The organism is Caballeronia sordidicola, from assembly GCF_002220365.1.
Classification (GTDB): Bacteria; Pseudomonadota; Gammaproteobacteria; order Burkholderiales; family Burkholderiaceae; genus Caballeronia; species Caballeronia sordidicola_C.
Window position 1 is genome coordinate 1 of sequence record NZ_MTHB01000010.1, and the last position, 17,617, is coordinate 17,617.

Below are 17,617 nucleotides of genomic sequence, written 5' to 3' on the forward strand. Positions count from 1 at the left end.
CCGCGAGTTTCTTCATCATCGCAGCGGCCAACCTAGTCGCGCTTCCTGGTTTTCCTGAGCTGAGCTGCTTCCTGTTTCAGTTGCTCAGACTCATCCTGCAAGTCATTAGCGATGTCCGTCAGTTTCTCTACCCACGCTAGCACTTCAAGCTCCGACGGCGTTAGTCCCTCTCGAGCGATGTCGGGTAGTGAGAATTTTTTTGGAAGAGTCACGAGTGCGGATCAAATGATGTTGGTGCGACAAACGTTAACATCGTCATCCGCAGTTTACAAGCGCAATCATGAGCGCACGCAACGAAGCTATCGGCTACCTCGACCGCGTGCGCAGATCAAATAACACAGCACGGCGCGTGGTGCTCGCCCCGGGTTATTGAGAAGTTACGAAATGTCATCGTATGTCTTTGATAAGAGACAACAATCCCGGATTACCCGGGTGCGGGTGCAGGGTCATCGGCGGTTTGCGCACACGCTGGCCGAACTGGATTCAAGCTGTCAGAAGCCCCGGCCGCGACCTCGTTTTGTGTCGGCGGAATCGGTGGGATTTGGAGTTTCCAGAAAATCCACTTGATCGATAATGAGGTCGGACGTGGGCAACGCCACGCATGGCAAAATCCATCCAGTGGCTTTTTCGTCCGCACTCAGACCCGGCCAGTCGATCCGATACTGCACGGTGCCGTCGAGCAGACGGCACAGGCAAGCGCGGCACGTGCCGTTGCGGCAAGAACTCGACAGGCGCAGCCCGGCGAGCGCGGCGGCCTCGAGGACCGTGGTTTGTCCGGTTGACGTAAAGCTCCGCTGCGAGGGCAGCAGCATGATCGTAAAAGAGGCTGGAGTGTCGGCGGTGCTCATGATGCTCAGGGCGGTTTGGTCAGGGCGCTTTGGTAATGACCGCGCGGCCGTGGGTCAGGTCGCGGATCACATCGGCGGCCTGGTCGCGCACGGCAAGCGGCATCTGGATCGACAGGCGGACGGTCATGCCGTAGCCGGGTTCATCGAGCGCATGGCCCTCCTGTTCGACCCAGCGCCGCACCCGCGCTTCATCGGCGTAGTCCACTTCCACTTGCAGCAGGCCGAGCGCCACGCGTTCTATGCGTTCGGCCAGTTGCATCGTGGTTGCAATGGCGTCGGTGTACGCGCGGACCAGGCCGCCCGCGCCGAGCTTGATGCCGCCGTAGTAGCGCACGACGGCGGCCAGCACGCCATCCACTTCATGATGCCGCAGCACTTCCAGTATCGGCCGGCCGGCTGTGCCGGAAGGCTCGCCATCGTCCGACATGCCGGATTCACCGCCCGCCAGCAACGCCCAGCAGACATGCGTGGCGCCGGGATGCCGGGCGCGCAGCGTGTCGAGTTCGAGCATCGCGGCCGCGCGATCGGCGACAGGAATCGCCAGCGCGATAAAGCGGCTTTTGCGAATGTCGATTTCAGCACTGACGGCGGCGGCGAGGGTGTAAGTGGGCAACTAAAGCTCAGGCTGTTGTAATAAACGCGACGGGATGGTCGCAATGCAATGGTATGGCGAAAGGACGCTGCAGCCGACAACTTCGCGACGCACCGCGTGCGCGGATCGCTGCCCACGTCTCGTTCTCATTTCTGCGGCATCACCGCCTTGTCTTCCCCGAGGGACCGTTGCATGAGCACCGTGTCCACCCATTGGCCGTGTTTGTAGCCTACCTTGCGCAACACGCCGACGTGCTCGAATCCCAGGCGCGCATGCAACGCGATCGACCCGGCGTTGCCACTGTTGCCGATCACCGCGATGAGTTGGCGCCACGGCCCTGCGTCGCAACGTTCGATCAGCGCCGTCAGCAGCGCGAGACCCAGGCCACGCCCGCCGAAGCCATCGGCGATATAAACCGAATCCTCGATCGTGTGTCTATACGCCGATCTGGGCCGATACGCCGTCGCATACGTATAACCCACCACCACGCCGTCCATTTCAGCCACGAGATAGGGCAGGCCCGCGCCTGTGATCGACGCGTGCCGGGCGCGCATGTCGTCGGCACCCGGCGGCGTTTCCTCGAAGGTCGCCAAGGCATGCAGCACGTAGTGGGCGTAAATGCGGGTGATCACGCCGAAATCGGCGGCGTTCGCGTCGCGGATAGTGAGAGCGTTTGCTTCGTGCAATGCCATCGAGTGCCTCCGTGGATTGGGTGTTGATCGTGTCAATCGTGTTAGTCGGCCAGTGAGAAAGGTCGTCATCCGGCGTTCGGATTTTCTCACGACTATCGGACTCATCCGCCAATTACCAGACGTCTGCACACTCGCGCCGCAAAAGCATCGAGCCGGCGTGCGCCAGCCCACCAAAGCGGGCATTTCGTGGGCAGCCAAGCATTGAAGCCCGGTGTGCCCGACCGCTAAACTGAGTCGTTTGCAGGGACGATGCAAGGAAACAAGGATACGGTTGGCAGCCAAGCGGACACGACAGACGGCGCGAACAACCGGACCATGACTAACGACGCTAACGGCGCGAGCTATCCAGTCTTGACGAAAAACGCGCACGACACAGATGTCTTCAGGTGCCTCATTAAAAACCATCATGCAGCGCGCATCCGGCGCAAAGGCGTCGCACCATGAAAAGCGCACGATGAACACGTTCAAACACAGCGGGCGCGTAGCGTTCCTGGCTGGCATCGTGCTGATCGCGGCGTTGCTGCCGGGGGTGTTGTGCGTGCTGTTTGCGCCCGGCGTGGATGAACGCGTCGCCGCAGCCCGGGAAGCCGCGGTGCTCGAGAACTACGTTGTGCGCATGGTCGACACGGGTGCCATTCGTTTGATCGCCAACACGCCGGTGGCCACACCTTCCAGGCTGTTTGCCCAGTTTCCTGTACCTGCATTCGCCGCAACGGCGATGCCTGCGAACCCCAACACGGCCCGCCGCAGTTATGAATCTGCAAACGCCGGGAACGCTGCAAACGCAGCGAACACATCGGACGCGACTTTCACTGAACGCCTGCGCGCGCTGCCCTGGACCTGGCTGCTCGCAGGCGTCGCGGGCGGCCTGACGCTTTCCGCGTGGCTCGGCCTGTTGATGGTGCGGCGCCTGTCGCCGGTCGGGCAGCTTAGCGACGCGGTGCGTCGGCATCAGTTCATCGTTGCGTATCAGCCGATCGTCGATCTCACGACGCGGCGCTGCATTGGCGCTGAAGCGCTGGTGCGCTGGAAGCACCAGAATCGCATCGTGCGCCCCGATCACTTCATTCCGCTCGCGGAACATCGTGGTTTGATCCAGGCCATTACGGACCAGGTATTTGACACGGTCCTGCTCGAACTCGGCGAGTTTTTGCAGCGCTACAACGAGCTCTATGTGTCGATCAACCTGAGCGCGTCGGACCTGACTTCGCGGCGGTTCCTGGAGCGCCTGACGCCTGCGCTCGCGGCGGCGAACATCGCGCCGGGGCAGATCCGGATCGAGGCGACCGAGCGCTGCTTTCTCGACGCCGACGCCGCCAAGGAAGTGATCCAGGCGTTCCGCGATGCCGGGCATCCGGTGTATATCGACGACTTCGGGACGGGGTATTCGAGCCTCTCGCATCTGCAGAATTTTCAGGTGGATGCGCTGAAGATCGACAAGTCTTTTGTCGATACCGTCGATCAGGACTCGGCATCCAGCAGCGTGGCGTCGCACATTATCGACATGGCGCTGACGCTGCATGTCCAGGTGGTTGCCGAGGGGATCGAGCGTGAGGAGCAGGCGTGTTACCTGCGCACGCGCGGCGCCCAATTCGGGCAAGGCTGGCTTTTTTCCGCGCCGCTGACAGCGCCGGATTTTATTCGCTATGTAGGGCGGGGTCTGGCGACAGTGTAGGCTTGGCTCATTTTCCACTTCAGGGTAATGACCATGACCATCATCAGGATGACCGACCCGGTCGCGACCACGTTTCTCAAGGACGTGCGCCATCCGCTGCTGGCGCTGCACCGTAGCATCCTCGACGAACTACGCACCCGTCACGAAGCCGAATTCGGCGTGGTGTCGCCTGCTGAGTTCCTGCAGATCGTGATCAACGGCAGCGCTTACAAATGGCTTGGCCCGCTCTCCACACTGATTGCTGCGCTTGACGACGTACTCGACGACACCGACGCGACGCCCGACGGCCGTATCGACATGGCGCACGCGGTCACGGCCATGTTCGGCGCGAAGGATCGCAACGCCGCTTTCGACACCCAATACCTGCCGATGCTGCAGACCAGCCCCGAGATCGCGATGGCCAATGGCCGCGTGGCGCAGCACGTGCGGGCAGCGACGCCGCCCGCCCCGGACGCGAAGGATTGACCAATCGCCAATGACCGCCGGCCGCCGGGCGAGGGCGTTTGTCCCTATGCGTGCCCACCGGCGGCTTTCGGTAGAATCCGCAGCCATGATCGACATAGGGCGGGTTTCCAAACCCGTCAGACCCACCTTTCGGGGAGAATGCGTTGGACTCATCCGCACAAAATGCTGCATCGGCCGCCGCGCAGAACGCCGCGGTCAAACTCGTCGCCCGCGATATTCACAAGCGTTTCGGTGAGAACGAGGTGCTCAAGGGCGTGTCGCTCGCAGCCAACGCCGGCGATGTGATCAGCATCATCGGTTCGAGCGGCTCGGGCAAAAGTACCTTCCTGCGCTGCATCAACTTCCTCGAACGGCCGAACGCGGGCGAGATCATCGTCGACGGCGAGCCGGTGCGCACGAAAGCCGATCGCATGGGCAATCTCGAAGTCGCGGACCACAAGCAGTTGCAGCGCGTGCGCACGAAGCTCGCGATGGTGTTCCAGCATTTCAACTTGTGGGCGCACATGACGTCGATTGAAAACGTCATGGAAGCACCGATGCACGTGCTGGGGTTATCGAAGAAGGAAGCGACCGAACGCGCGCGCGAATGCCTGGAGAAGGTCGGGCTGGCGCCAAAGGTCGAAAAGCAATATCCGTCGCATTTGTCGGGCGGGCAACAGCAGCGGGTGGCTATCGCCCGGGCGCTCGCCATGCATCCCGACGTGATGCTCTTCGACGAACCCACCTCCGCGCTCGATCCCGAGCTGGTGGGCGAAGTGCTGAAAGTGATGCAGAAGCTGGCTGAAGAAGGCCGCACGATGATTGTCGTGACGCATGAAATGGGCTTTGCGCGCAATGTATCGAATCATGTGATGTTTCTGCACCAGGGCCGCACGGAAGAAGAGGGCGCGCCAGGTGAAGTGCTGAGCACCCCCAGAAGCGAACGGCTGCAGCAATTCCTGTCCGGCAGTCTCAAGTAAGGCTGGACTTATCGGCGTGGGCTCCGGCATGGCTGCGAGACCCTGGCGGGGCGATCTGCATGATCGCGCCGTGACCGACGTGCAGCGACCGGCCGCGCGCCTATGTCTGTCGGCTGACTCTTTCGGCTGAATCTTTCAGCTTTCTTACACGCGTCATTCCTCTCGAATACCATGAAACCTTGTCGCGTTCCCGCAAGACGCGCCGCTCGTGCGCGCCTACCATCTGATAACGATGTGTAAGCTGGATTACCCGAACAAGCAAAGGAGCGGTTCATGACGGATCTCAACGTAACGCGCGGTACGTTCGACGAAGTGATGGTGCCTCTTTTCTCTCCGGCGAATTTCGTGCCGGATCGCGGACTCGGTTCTCGCGTATGGGACACGGAAGGCCGTGACTATGTCGATTTCGCCGGCGGTATCGCGGTGACAGCGTTGGGCCATGCGCATCCCGAACTGCTGAAAGTGCTCCACGATCAAGGGCAGAAGCTCTGGCATATCGGCAATGGCTACACTAACGAACCGGTGCTGCGGCTTGCGACTCGCCTCACCGACTTGACCTTTGCCGACCGCGCGTTCTTCGCGAATTCCGGCGCGGAAGCGAACGAAGCCGCGCTGAAACTCGCGCGCCGTTACGCTATCGACAACAGCGGTCCGCAGAAAGTCGAAATCATCTCCTTCACTCAGTCGTTCCACGGCCGGACACTGTTCACCGTCAGCGTGGGCGGCCAGCCGAAATACGCCGAAGGCTTCGGCCCGACGCCGCAAGGCATCACGCATCTTCCGTTTAACGACCTGGCTGCTGCGCGTGCAGCAATCGGTCCGCAAACCTGCGCGGTGATCGTCGAGCCGGTGCAGGGCGAAGGCGGCGTGCTGCCCGCCGATCCCGCGTTCCTCCAAGGTCTTCGCGACGCTTGCGACCAGCACGGCGCACTGCTGATTTTTGATGAGGTACAAACGGGCGTGGGCCGTACCGGCTCGTTCTACGCGTACATGGGCTACGGCGTGACGCCGGACATCCTCACGACCGCGAAGGCGCTCGGCAACGGGTTCCCGATCGGTGCAATGCTGACCACGGACAAGATCGCCGCGCATTTCAAGGTGGGTGTGCACGGGACAACGTACGGTGGTAATCCGCTCGGGGCTGCTATCGCGGACAAGGTGGTTGAATTGATCAGCGACCCTGCCGTGCTCGAAGGCGTGCAGCAACGCAGCGCCGCGATCAAGGCGCATCTGAAGCGCATCGATGAACGTTTCTCCGTGTTCAAGGAGATCCGCGGCAAGGGTCTCCTGATCGGCGCCGAACTCGCCGATGCCTGCAAGGACCGTGCCAAGGACGTGCTCACCGCTGCCGCGAAACACGGCGTGATCATGCTGATCGCCGGGCCGAACGTGCTGCGTTTCGCGCCGTCCCTGATCATGCCGATGGCCGATCTCGACGAGGGCTTCGCGCGCATCGAAAAGGCCATCGCCGACGTAGCGCAGTGAGCGTGCGGACTTCGGCCCGGTCTTTAGCCCGGTCTTCAGCCTATTCTCTCAACCAACGGAACCGCCGATGTTAATCGTCCGCCCCGCAAGACTCGCCGATCTCGACGCGCTCGAACGGATGGCGAATGCCGCGCATCCGGTGCTGCATTCGTTGCCGCGCGACCGCCGTGTGCTGGAAACGCGCGTTGCGCTTTCTGAGGATTCGTTTCGCGCGGAAGTCGAGTTTCCGGGCGAGGAGTTTTATCTTTTCGTGCTAGAAGAGACCGCGACCGGCGCGTTGCTCGGCACGTCGAGCATCGTGGCATCGGCGGGATATTCGGAACCGTTCTACGCGTTTCGCAATGACGCGCTGATCCACGCTTCGCGCGAACTCAAGGTGAACCGCAAGATCCACGCGCTCACCATGTCGCACGAACTCACCGGCAAGAGCCGCTTGACGGGCTTCTATGTCGACCCATCGGTGCGCGAAGCCACGCACGATGCCGCCGCGCATCTGCTCTCTCGCGCCCGCATGATGTACGTGGCCGCTAACCGCAAGCGTTTCTCCGACGACGTCTTCTCGCTGATGCTCGGCGTTACCGATGACGCCGGCGTGTCGCCGTTCTGGGAGGCGGTCGGGCGCAAGTTCTTCGGCCGCGATTTCGAGCAGGTCGAACTTGAATCGGGCGGCCGCAGCCGTACGTTTATCGCCGAAGTGATGCCGAGTTATCCGCTCTACGTGCCGCTGTTGCCGCCTGAAGCCCAGAGAGTGTTGGGGGAGCCGGACGACGGTGCATTGCTCGCGTATGACATCCACCTTGAAGAAGGATTCGAGCCGGATCGTTTCGTCGATATCTTCGATGCCGGCCCGGTTCTGACCGTCGCAGTGGAGCGCAGTGCGTCCGTGCTGGCCAATGAAGTGCGCGCCGTGCGGACTGCGCTGGATGACACAGGCACGCCGGGCACGCCGTACCTGATCGCAGCCGGCGGCGCGCACGCATTTCGTTGCGCGGTAGTCAATCTGCCGTCTTCGCGCACGACCGGTGCGCCGCTGTCTGCCGAACTGTGCGAGGTTTTAAGCGTGAAAGATTCCGACACGGTGCGTTGTGTGCCGCTTCATCAGGCTTCGGGAGAATTGCAATGATCGTTGTCCGCTGCGTGCAGCCCGGAGATGTCGACGCGCTCGTCGCGCTCGCGCACGAGACCGGACCGGGACTGACCACCTTCAAACCGGATCGCGACGCGCTGAGCGCGCGCGTTGAACGTGCACGACGCACACTCGCCGATGAGGCTGAAGCCTTCGAAGCAGGTTATTTGTTCGCGATGGAAGACACCGCTACTGGCGATATTGCAGGCGTCTGCGGTATTGAAACGGAAGTCGGGCTGGAGCAGCCGTTTTATAACTATCGTGTGTCGACAGTCGTGCATGCCAGTCGCGACCTGGGCGTGTGGACCAAGATGTCCCTGCTCAACATTTCCCACGATCTCACCGGTTACGCCGAAGTCTGTTCGCTTTTCCTGAGCCCGCGATATCGCACGGCAGGCGTGGGTGGTTTGCTATCGCGCTCGCGCTTCATGTTTATTGCGCAATTTCCTGAGCGGTTCCCGGAGCGTCTGTGCGCTGAACTGCGTGGCCACTTCGATGAAAGCGGCGCGTCGCCATTCTGGCAGGCGGTTGGATCGCACTTCTACCAGATCGATTTCAACGCCGCCGACTATCTCAGCTCGCACGGCAAGAAGTCGTTCCTGGCCGAGTTGATGCCACGGTACCCGGTCTATCTCGCGATGCTGCCCGAAGACGCGCAAGCGGCGGTCGGCTTGACGCATCGCGACACCATGCCTGCGCGCAAGATGCTCGAAACGGAAGGGCTGCGCTATGAAAATCACGTCGATATCTTCGATGCCGGCCCAGTCCTGGAATGCCACATAGCTGACTTGCGTACTGTGCGCGAGAGCGTGCTGGTGACGGTGCGCATTGGTGAGCGTGCTGAGCATGGCGAGGCTCGCAGCCTGGTATCGAATACATCGCTCGACGACTTCCGCTGTGGCGCGACGTTCGGCGTGCCCGAGGAGGGCACCTTCCTGTTGACACCGTCGGAAGCCGCAGCGCTGCGCGTGCAAGCTGGCGATACGGTGCGCGTACTTGCATCGCAACCGCGCCCGAAGAACGCAACGAACATTGCAAGTTAGGGACGCAAGTTAGGGACGCAAGTCAAGGACAAGGAACATGACGAAGATTTCGACTCAATTGTTTATCGATGGTACTTGGACTGAGGGTACCGGCGCACCGTTTGCATCGTGTAATCCGGGCAATGGCGACGTGGTTTGGGAAGGCGCGAGCGCGGCGGCTCAGGACGTTGAACGCGCGGTGCTTTCGGCACGACGCGCGTTCGCTTCATGGTCCGCGTTGACGCTGGACGAACGCATCGCGATCGCGCGGCGGTTCGCGGCGCTGCTGACCGAGCACAAGGAAACGCTGGCTCATACCATCGGTCTCGAGACGGGCAAGCCGTTGTGGGAAGCGCGGACCGAAGTCGCAACGATGGCCGCCAAGGTCGATATCTCTGTCAAGTCATACCACGAGCGTACCGGCGAGAAGCGCCAGGAAATGGCCGATGGCATCGCGGTATTGCGGCATCGCCCGCATGGCGTTGTGGCCGTGTTTGGGCCTTACAACTTCCCGGGACATTTGCCGAACGGGCATATCGTCCCGGCGATGATTGCGGGAAATACGGTTGTGTTCAAACCATCGGAATTCGCGCCCGGCGTTGCGGCGTTGACGGTGGATTTGTGGACGCAAGCCGGCTTGCCTGCGGGTGTGCTGAATCTGGTGCAAGGCGAGAAGGACACCGGCATCGCACTGGCGAATCATCGGCAGATCGATGGCTTGTTCTTCACCGGCAGCTCGGATACCGGCACCTTGTTGCATCGGCAATTCGGCGGACGTCCGGAGATCGTGCTCGCGCTGGAAATGGGCGGCAACAATCCGCTGGTCGTGGCTCAAGTCGAGGACATCGATGCCGCCGTGCATCACACGATCCAGTCGGCGTATTTGTCGGCGGGGCAGCGTTGCACGTGCGCGCGTCGGTTGTTCGTTCCCGATAACGCATTCGGCGAGCGGTTCACCCAGCGTTTGATCGATGTGACATCGAAGATCAAAACCGGCGCCTTCGATGCCGACCCGCAACCGTTCATGGGGGCGGTGATCTCAGCGCGCGCAGCGGCGAACCTCGTGCGGGCGCAGACGCATTTGATCGAAGCGGGCGCCAAGCCGTTGCTTGAAATGACGCAACGTTCTGCGCAGCTCGGCTTTGTCACACCCGCGATCCTTGACGTCACGAATGCGCGTAACATCCCCGACGAAGAACACTTCGGTCCCATGCTGCAACTCACGCGCTACAGCAGCTTCGATCAGGCAATAGAGCGCGCCAACGACACCGCATTCGGTTTATCCGCAGGCTTGTTAGCCGACGATGAAACCGCATGGACACACTTTCAGCGCACCATTCGCGCCGGTATTGTGAACTGGAACCGGCCGACTAACGGCGCGTCGTCGGCGGCGCCGTTCGGTGGTATTGGCCGCTCCGGCAACCAGCGTCCGAGTGCGTTTTACGCAGCGGACTACTGCTCGTATCCTATGGCATCCGTCGAAAGCACCCAGTTGCAAATGCCCGCGAGCGTCTCGCCCGGCCTTCAGTTCTGAGGAACCACGATGCAAGCATTCGAAGCGAACTTCGACGGGCTGGTCGGCCCGACGCACAACTACTCGGGGCTGTCGTTCGGCAATGTCGCGTCGCGCAACAACGAGAGATCGGCCGCTAATCCGAAGGCCGCGGCAAAGCAAGGGCTGCGCAAGATGAAGCAGTTGGCCGACCTTGGATTTCACCAGGGCGTGCTGCCACCGCTCGAACGGCCGTCGCTCAAGTTGCTGCGCAGCCTTGGTTTCACCGGCGACAACGCTACGGTCATCGAACGCGCTGCGCGAGAAGCGCCGGAATTGCTGGCCGCTGCGAGTTCCGCTTCGGCCATGTGGACCGCGAACGCGGCGACCGTGAGCCCATCGGCGGATACGAACGATGGCCGCGTGCATTTCACGCCGGCTAACCTGAGCACGAAGTTGCATCGTGCGATCGAGCATGAAGAAACGCGCCGTTCACTCTCGGCCATTTTCTCCGATGAGAAGCATTTCAGGATTCATCATGCGTTGCCGGGCACGCCTGCGTTAGGCGATGAAGGCGCGGCCAACCACACGCGATTTTGCAACGAGTACGGCGAGAAGGGCGTGGAGTTTTTCGTCTACGGACGCAGCGAATACGCTCAGGGTGGGGCTGAACCGAAGCGTTTCCCCGCGCGTCAGACGCTGGAAGCAAGCCGTGCGGTCGCTCGCCTTCACGGACTGTCTGACGACGCCACCGTGTTCGCGCAACAGCTTCCTGATGTGATCGATGCAGGCGTGTTTCATAACGACGTGATCGCCGTGGGCAACCGGAACACCTTGTTTTGCCACCAACGGGCGTTCCTCGACCAGGGCAACGTGTATGAGCAGCTCCGCGCGAAACTAGAAACACATGGCGGCGCATTCACCGCCATCGAAGTGCCGGAAGACGAAGTGAGCGTGGCCGATGCCGTCTCGTCGTATCTGTTCAACAGCCAGTTGCTGACACGGCCCGACGGCCGGCAGGTGCTGGTCGTGCCGCAGGAGTGCCGGGAAAACGCGCGGGTCGCCAAGTACCTTGATTCGTTGCATGCACGGTCCACTTCTATCGATGACGTCCTGGTCTTCGATCTTCGCGAAAGCATGAAGAACGGCGGTGGTCCTGCTTGCCTGCGCCTGCGCGTGGTGCTCGACGATGCAGAGCGGGGCGCCGTGAATCCAGGCGTGTGGATGAACGACACGTTGTTCGCGCAACTGGATGCCTGGATCGACACGCACTATCGCGACCGCATTGCGCCCGCCGATCTCGCCGATCTGAAACTCGTCGATGAATCGCGCGCGGCGCTTGATGCGCTGACTGGAATTCTCAAGCTTGGTGCGATCTATGACTTCCAGCGTTGAGCCGGCCATGTTCGAGAACTTTCTCGACTTTGTTCTCGATGGGAAAACCCCCGCGCTGACTGAAGGCACCTTGCCAAGCGGTGTGAAGTGGACGTGGCTCGGCGATGGCATTGTTCGCTTTGAACCCGAGGGCGCGGTGCTGCAAAGCGTGGTGGCATCGGCGGGGATTCATGGCGATGAAACCGCGCCGATCGAAATGCTGTCGATGCTTGTCGCGGATATCGCGAGCGGCAAGGCTGCGTTGAAGAGCCGCATGCTGGTCATCTTCGGCAACATCGACGCGATGCGGGCGTCTTGCCGGTATCGCGACGACGATCTCAACCGGCTGTTCAATGGCCGCTATCTTCAACTCGCAGCAAGTCACGAAGCGCCGCGTGCAGCCGAGCTGGAGAACGTGACGCGTGCGTTTTTCGAAGGCGCCGATCCCGAGCACGCCAAGTGGCACATCGACATGCACACGGCTATCCGGCCCTCAGTGTTCGAGCAGTTTGCGTTGCTGCCGTACACGGGCGCGCCGCTGTCGCGCGTGATGTTCGACTGGTTGCGGGATGCGGGGTTGTCGGCCGTATTGCTGCACAAGGAGAAGTCGAATACGTTCACGCATTTCACGGCGGAGCAATCAGGCGCGCTCGCGTGCACGCTGGAGCTTGGCAAGGTTCGGGCATTCGGGCATAACGATCTCTCGCGCTTTGCCGCATCAGACGCCGCATTGCGGCGCTTGATCGGGGGGCTTGCGCCGAGTGCGCCGTCCAACCAGACGTTGAAGGTATTCACGGTCGTCGGGCAAATCGATAAACAGAGCGAGGCGTTCAAGCTTCACGTAGCTGGCGATGTCGCGAACTTCACTCCGTTCGCGCGCGGAACGGTACTCGCCGAGGATGACGATTACACGTATGAAGTGCTTCGCGACGAGGAGCGCATCGTATTTCCGAACCCGACCGTGAAACCGGGCTTGAGGGCGGGGCTCATGGTTATCGATACGACTCAGGAAACGTTCGACTCGCTAGACGTCCGTTAGTCGTTTAACTACTCTGCTTGCCGGTAGGCTCCACGACCACGGTGCAGGTCGTTCCCGCGGCCAGCACCACGTCCGCCGGAACCTCGTCGATATGAATACGTACCGGCACCCGCTGCGCGAGCCGCACCCAGTTGAACGTGGGGTTCACATCGGCGAGCAGTTCACGGCTTTGCGGGTTATCGCGGTCATAGATGCCGCGCGAAATGCTCTGCACGTGACCTTTCAACACACCGCCGCTCATCAGCTGCATCTCAGCCTTATCGCCGATACGCACACGCGGTAGCTTCGTTTCCTCGAAATATCCGTAGACCCAGAACGAGTGACTATCGACGATAGCGAGCTTCGCTGCGCCGGTTGTCGCGTAGTCACCGCGATGCACGTTCAGGTTCGTCACGTAGCCGTCTACCGGCGCGAACACCTTGGTGCGCGCCAGATTGAGCTCAGCGGCATCGAGCGCTGCCTGTGCCTGCTGCAAGTTCGCGGCGGCGCCGGACGCGGCCTGGCTTGCGTTATCGCGCGATTCCTTCGACACCACCTCGTTGTCCAGATCCGCCCGGCGCGCGGCGTCGTCGCGGCGCATGCGTAAATCCGCGTTGCGTGCTGCGACGGTGGCCTGCGCCTGTTGTACCGCGATCTTGTAATGCGACGGATCGATTTCCATCAGTAGATCGCCCTTGTGCACGAACTCGTTATCGGCGACCGGCATGGTCACAACGGCGCCGGAGACATCCGGCGCGACGTTGATGACGTCGGCGCGCACGCGGCCGTCGCGGGTCCACGGCTGGTCCATGTAATGCACCCAGAGCACGCGCCCGATCAAGATGGCCGCGCAGAAAATGAGCGCAGTCATGAAGATGCCGAAAATTTTCCTGATGATCATGATCCGTTTTAGTCCTTCAACAATATTTCAGCGATGGTTCAGCGATACACCGCGAGTCCAAGCAGGCCGCAGGTACACACGAGCAGACATGCGCGAAAGAGCGACGGATGCCACACGGCGCGATACAAGCCCGTGAGCGCGAGCAGCCGGTCGATGAACCAGGTCAGCAAGCCGCCCGCGATAAACAGCAGCAGGATCGTCGGTACGTAGGCATCGAGAATGGCGATATCACGCGGCATGGGGCGCTCCTTTCTGCGGAGGTTCTTGCTGGCTGAGTTGGCCTAGCGGCGATTGTGGATCGAGCAAGGCCGTACGAATGAAATGCAGATGACTCGACATCCGTTGCAGCCGACGGCGTTCCTCGCGAGGCTCGTGCACGGTATCGAGCTGCGCACGCAGATCGTCGATGGCCAGCGTGGTCGCCGACAACGCCGCATGGAAGCGTCGAGGGGTAGGGTGATCGAAGAGTCGCGCTACCTGATGCAGTGCCTGCTTGATTGACGCCCTGGACGCCCGCGCCGTTGTGCCTGTGTCAGTGCCCGTATCCGAGCGGCTCAATTCGGTACGCAGATCAATCACCGCGTGGCCCACTTCAAGCACCGCGAACATCCAGCGCAATGCTTCGCGCTGCAGATCCTCTCGACCCGCCGCGAGCGCATCGATCTGCGAAAGCAGATCGCGCGCGCCGCTTTCAAAACGCATCGCGAGCCCGGTCAGGCTGCTCTTGCTGGCTGTCACTACTTGCCGCCGCAGTTCACGCGTCAGCAGACGGCGCAGCCACGGCGCGTCCGTGGGCAGCAGCACGGCAAATGCCATCGAACAAACGAGCATGGAAACGACCAGCGCGATGGCGTCGTTGATGAAGGCTGACGGATCGTACTGAATGACGTTGTCGGGACCGGCGAGAAAGCAGAAGAAGATGCAGTAACCGACGCCAACGCCCATCATGCCGGGCCGCGTGCTGATGAAGACGCCAAGCATCAGGAACGGCAGGAGCACGGCCGACAGCAGCAAGAATCCGTCGATATGCGGATACAGCGCGAACACCACGATCATTCCGGCGACGGCCGCGAGCGCGGTCCCCCCGGCCATCTGGAAGGCCATTTGCGTAGGACGCGGCGACGACGAGGCCAGTGCAATTACCGCTGCCGCGTCGAGCACGGCCGTGCCGCCGCTCGGCCACGCTGACATGATCCAGAATCCGCTCAGGACCAGGATCACCACAAACGCTCGCAGTCCGGAAACGCCCGCCGCGAGCAGGCTGGTCTTCGGCACATAGCGTGTGATGCGGTCCTCGCGCTCGTGCGTGGGCACCGCGAGCGACGCGTAAGTCAGCGTGTAGGCATGCAGGTCGTCTACAAAGCGGTACAGCAGTTCGGCAGCGGTATCGAATTCGAGCAGGTCACTTGCCGGATCGAGCGCGCACCGCGTCGCCCGGATGCGCTTGGGCAGCGCGGCTTTGAATGTATCGAGTTGCGCGGCGGCATGGACGGCATCGGCGGCTTTCTCCACCGGGCCACCCGCTGCGCTCAGCAAGGGCGCGACTTCGCGGAAATAGGGTTCCAAAGCGTCGACCGTGGCCGCTGCGCCGTTGACCCGCAGCCGGTTCATCAACTGATGCAGCGCGTGAAAGCGTGTAGAGGCGCTCATGAATTCACCGTTCAGCCGCGCGACCCGGCCGCTGCGCATGCGCGTGTCGGGATCTTCGAACACGGCCACGCTGCGCGCAGCCTCGAGCCCGACTACATCGGCGACGAACGCCGCGTTGATGCTCTCGATCTGTGAGCGTTCGATACCCCCACCCAACGCCTTCGACACATATTCCACGAACGCGGTGAAACGCTTTCGCACGGTGGCCCGGACTTGCTCGCCGGCATGCCGCGGAAAGACGAGCGCGCTGATCGCGCCCGAACACAGGATACCTAATGACACTTCGGCTACGCGCGTCATCGCTGTCAGGAAGGCGGCATCCGCATGCTGCGCGGCAGGTATGCCAATGAGCGCAGCCGTATAACCCGACAATACAAAACCGTACGAACGGAAGTTGCGGTTACGCGCTGCGCCTGCCGTGCAAATGCCAACCCAGAGGGCCGTCGCCGACAGAAACAAAACCGGTTGTTGCGAGAACAAGCTGATCAGCGCGAGCATCACCACGAGGCCGACGAGCGTTCCGCAGAAACGGTAAAAGCTTTTCGCCAGCACCATGCCGCTTTGCGGCTGCATCACGACGAACACTGTCGTCATGGCGGTGCGGGGTTGAGGCAGATCGAGACGCATCGCGATCCACAGCGCGAGGAACGCTGCCAGCGCCGCCTTGAAAATGTGGATCCACGCGAGGCCGTCCGTAAGCGCCCAGTCCGCAAGCAGCGGGTGGGGACGGTTCAGCGTGGAGGAGGGCGTCGACATGTTCACTCGCTCCGGTCGCCGGACGACGCATCCTTGTGCTGTGCGAACGGCCCGATGTGCTTCGCGGGTTTCATCTGTGTGTCGGCGGGGCTGTCACTCGAACTATCGATGCCGCCACCCAATGCCGCCGAGAACGTCGCATACAGCGCGAGCCGTTCAGCGCGCACTCGCGCCTCTGCGTCTTGTGCGCGCAGCAATTGCGTCTGCGCGACGAGCACGTTCAGGTAATCGGTCAAGCCACGCTTTTACCCCTCGTCGGCCAGCCGATAACTCTTCCGCGCAGCCGCAACCGAGCGGCCTGACGCGTCGAGCTGGCGATCGAGCGACTTGATCCGCACGACTTGATCGGCGACATCGCGCAACGCCGCAACCAGCGTGGCGTTGTAGTGATCGACGGCCTGGTCGTATTGCGCCGACGCCGCCCCAAGTTGCGAGCGCAGGCGGCCGCCTTCGAAAATAGGCAGCGTCACGGCGGGTCCAGCGGTCCAGCCGCTGCCGTTTCCAGTGAGGAACGTCAGCAGCGCACCGCCCGCGGACATTTGCGTAAGCGACGCCATCAGGTTGATGTTCGGATAGAACTGCGCCTTCGCGACATCGATGCCACGCGCCTGAGCCGCAACGCTCCAGCGCGCCGCTACCACATCGGGACGACGTCCGATCAGCTCAGCGGGCAAAGCAGAAGGCAAACCTAGCGGCGTTGCCAGCGACAGCACGGGACGCGTGATCGAATCGCCCGCACCAGGCCCCGCACCGGCAAGCGCCGCGAGCTGATTTCGGGCGAGCGCGACGGCTTCGTCGTACGTCTCGACCTGACGCTCGTAGTCTGGCAACGACGCTTCCGCCTGCGCCACTTCAAGCTGCGTGCCAATCCCGCCCTGCAGCCGCCGACGCGCACGCGCCGCGATTTTCTGCTGCTGGTCGAGCGTGGATTGAGCGATGTCGCGCAACGCAAATCCCTGCGATAAACCGATGTACGCGCGCACCACGTTCGCTTCCAGTTCGAGTTGCGCGGCACGCGCATCGGCGGCGCGAGCGTGCGTGGCATCCAGCGCACGTTCCGTCGCGTTACCGTCGCGGCCCCAGAGGTCGAGGTTGTACGACAGTTGCAACGCGGCCGTGTTGTCCCAGGTGTTGACGTTGTTGAAAGTGCCGGGGCCGTAATAGCCGTTTTCCGGCCACTGTTGGCGGTTGATTGCCAGCGATCCGTCGACTTGAGGCGCGAGGGCGGCTTGCGCCACGCCCGCCATCGAACGGGCTTCGCGTACGCGCGCGGCGGCCAACGCCAGAGTCGGATTCCCGGCCTGCGCACGCGCAACCCACGCGTCAAGCTGCGGATCGTTGTAGGCACGCCACCATGTCGACGCCGGCCACGCTGCGTCGGCGTTGGCCGCGCGCAGCGTCGCGCCGGCATCGAGCGAAGACGTGTCCTGGAGCGTATCTTCGGGACCGACGTTTTTAGTGCTCGCGCAGCCCGCTATTGTTAAAATAAATGTAAGAACCATCGGGATGACGGTCTTTCTGATCGTGCGGTCTGACAAAATTATTTCTCAAAATGGACTGAG

The 17,617-nt window shown here is 61.9% G+C and carries 15 protein-coding genes and 1 pseudogene; 9 read left to right on the forward strand and 7 right to left on the reverse strand.

Annotated elements, in window-relative coordinates; genetic code table 11:
- Window positions 1–491: 491 nt before the first annotated feature.
- The 3 genes from BSU04_RS00345 to BSU04_RS00355 form a co-directional block, all read right to left on the reverse strand.
- Entirely contained in the window at window positions 492–848 is a 357-nt protein-coding gene (locus BSU04_RS00345; RefSeq protein WP_089158734.1) for a 2Fe-2S iron-sulfur cluster-binding protein, read from the reverse strand.
- A gap of 19 nt (window positions 849–867) precedes the next feature.
- The gene (locus BSU04_RS00350; RefSeq protein WP_089158735.1) at window positions 868–1,461 is read right to left on the reverse strand and encodes an IMPACT family protein; all 594 of its coding nucleotides are present in this window, start codon (window positions 1,459–1,461) and stop codon (window positions 868–870) included.
- Window positions 1,462–1,586: 125 nt separating this feature from the next.
- Complete coding sequence (locus BSU04_RS00355) at window positions 1,587–2,132, reverse strand: GNAT family N-acetyltransferase (RefSeq protein WP_089158736.1); 546 nt, start codon at window positions 2,130–2,132, stop codon at window positions 1,587–1,589.
- Window positions 2,133–2,586: 454 nt separating this feature from the next.
- Between BSU04_RS00355 and BSU04_RS00360 the strand changes: the two genes are divergently transcribed.
- From BSU04_RS00360 to astE, 9 genes are all read left to right on the forward strand, one after another.
- Window positions 2,587–3,807 carry an EAL domain-containing protein gene (locus tag BSU04_RS00360; RefSeq protein ID WP_256981945.1) on the forward strand — a complete coding sequence of 407 codons (1,221 nt, stop codon included), beginning with the start codon at window positions 2,587–2,589 and terminating at the stop codon, window positions 3,805–3,807.
- A gap of 33 nt (window positions 3,808–3,840) precedes the next feature.
- Window positions 3,841–4,272, forward strand: coding sequence for a hypothetical protein (locus BSU04_RS00365; RefSeq protein ID WP_256981946.1), 432 nt, complete (start codon window positions 3,841–3,843; stop codon window positions 4,270–4,272).
- Window positions 4,273–4,415: 143 nt separating this feature from the next.
- Entirely contained in the window at window positions 4,416–5,231 is an 816-nt protein-coding gene (locus tag BSU04_RS00370) for an ABC transporter ATP-binding protein (protein WP_089158738.1), read from the forward strand.
- A gap of 273 nt (window positions 5,232–5,504) precedes the next feature.
- A complete protein-coding gene (locus tag BSU04_RS00375) occupies window positions 5,505–6,716 on the forward strand; it encodes an aspartate aminotransferase family protein (protein ID WP_089158739.1) in 1,212 nt (403 codons plus the stop codon).
- A 67-nt stretch (window positions 6,717–6,783) separates the two neighbouring features.
- On the forward strand, window positions 6,784–7,839 hold the full coding sequence (gene aruF / locus BSU04_RS00380; protein ID WP_089158740.1) for an arginine/ornithine succinyltransferase subunit alpha: 1,056 nt from the start codon (window positions 6,784–6,786) through the stop codon (window positions 7,837–7,839).
- A complete protein-coding gene (astA, locus tag BSU04_RS00385; RefSeq protein WP_089158741.1) occupies window positions 7,836–8,885 on the forward strand; it encodes an arginine N-succinyltransferase in 1,050 nt (349 codons plus the stop codon). Before aruF ends, astA begins: the two co-directional genes overlap by 4 nt.
- Before the next feature lie 37 nt (window positions 8,886–8,922).
- Window positions 8,923–10,398, forward strand: a complete 1,476-nt coding sequence (gene astD / locus BSU04_RS00390; protein ID WP_089158742.1) for a succinylglutamate-semialdehyde dehydrogenase — start codon at window positions 8,923–8,925, stop codon at window positions 10,396–10,398.
- 9 nt (window positions 10,399–10,407) lie between these two features.
- Window positions 10,408–11,751: an N-succinylarginine dihydrolase gene (gene astB / locus BSU04_RS00395; RefSeq protein ID WP_089158743.1), complete on the forward strand. Its 1,344-nt coding sequence runs from the start codon at window positions 10,408–10,410 to the stop codon at window positions 11,749–11,751.
- Complete coding sequence (gene astE / locus BSU04_RS00400) at window positions 11,735–12,769, forward strand: succinylglutamate desuccinylase (RefSeq protein WP_089158744.1); 1,035 nt, start codon at window positions 11,735–11,737, stop codon at window positions 12,767–12,769. The genes astB and astE overlap by 17 nt, the downstream gene beginning before the upstream one ends.
- Before the next feature lie 4 nt (window positions 12,770–12,773).
- Here astE and BSU04_RS00405 read toward each other — a convergent pair whose 3' ends face one another.
- From BSU04_RS00405 to BSU04_RS00420, 4 genes and pseudogenes are all read right to left on the reverse strand, one after another.
- Window positions 12,774–13,649, reverse strand: a complete 876-nt coding sequence (locus BSU04_RS00405) for an efflux RND transporter periplasmic adaptor subunit (RefSeq protein ID WP_089158745.1) — start codon at window positions 13,647–13,649, stop codon at window positions 12,774–12,776.
- 38 nt (window positions 13,650–13,687) lie between these two features.
- On the reverse strand, window positions 13,688–13,888 hold the full coding sequence (locus BSU04_RS00410) for a DUF1656 domain-containing protein (RefSeq protein ID WP_089158746.1): 201 nt from the start codon (window positions 13,886–13,888) through the stop codon (window positions 13,688–13,690).
- Window positions 13,878–16,055, reverse strand: coding sequence for an FUSC family protein (locus BSU04_RS00415; RefSeq protein ID WP_089158747.1), 2,178 nt, complete (start codon window positions 16,053–16,055; stop codon window positions 13,878–13,880). The genes BSU04_RS00410 and BSU04_RS00415 overlap by 11 nt, the downstream gene beginning before the upstream one ends.
- 2 nt (window positions 16,056–16,057) lie before the next feature.
- Window positions 16,058–17,557: pseudogene (locus BSU04_RS00420) on the reverse strand (efflux transporter outer membrane subunit).
- Window positions 17,558–17,617 lie beyond the last annotated feature (60 nt).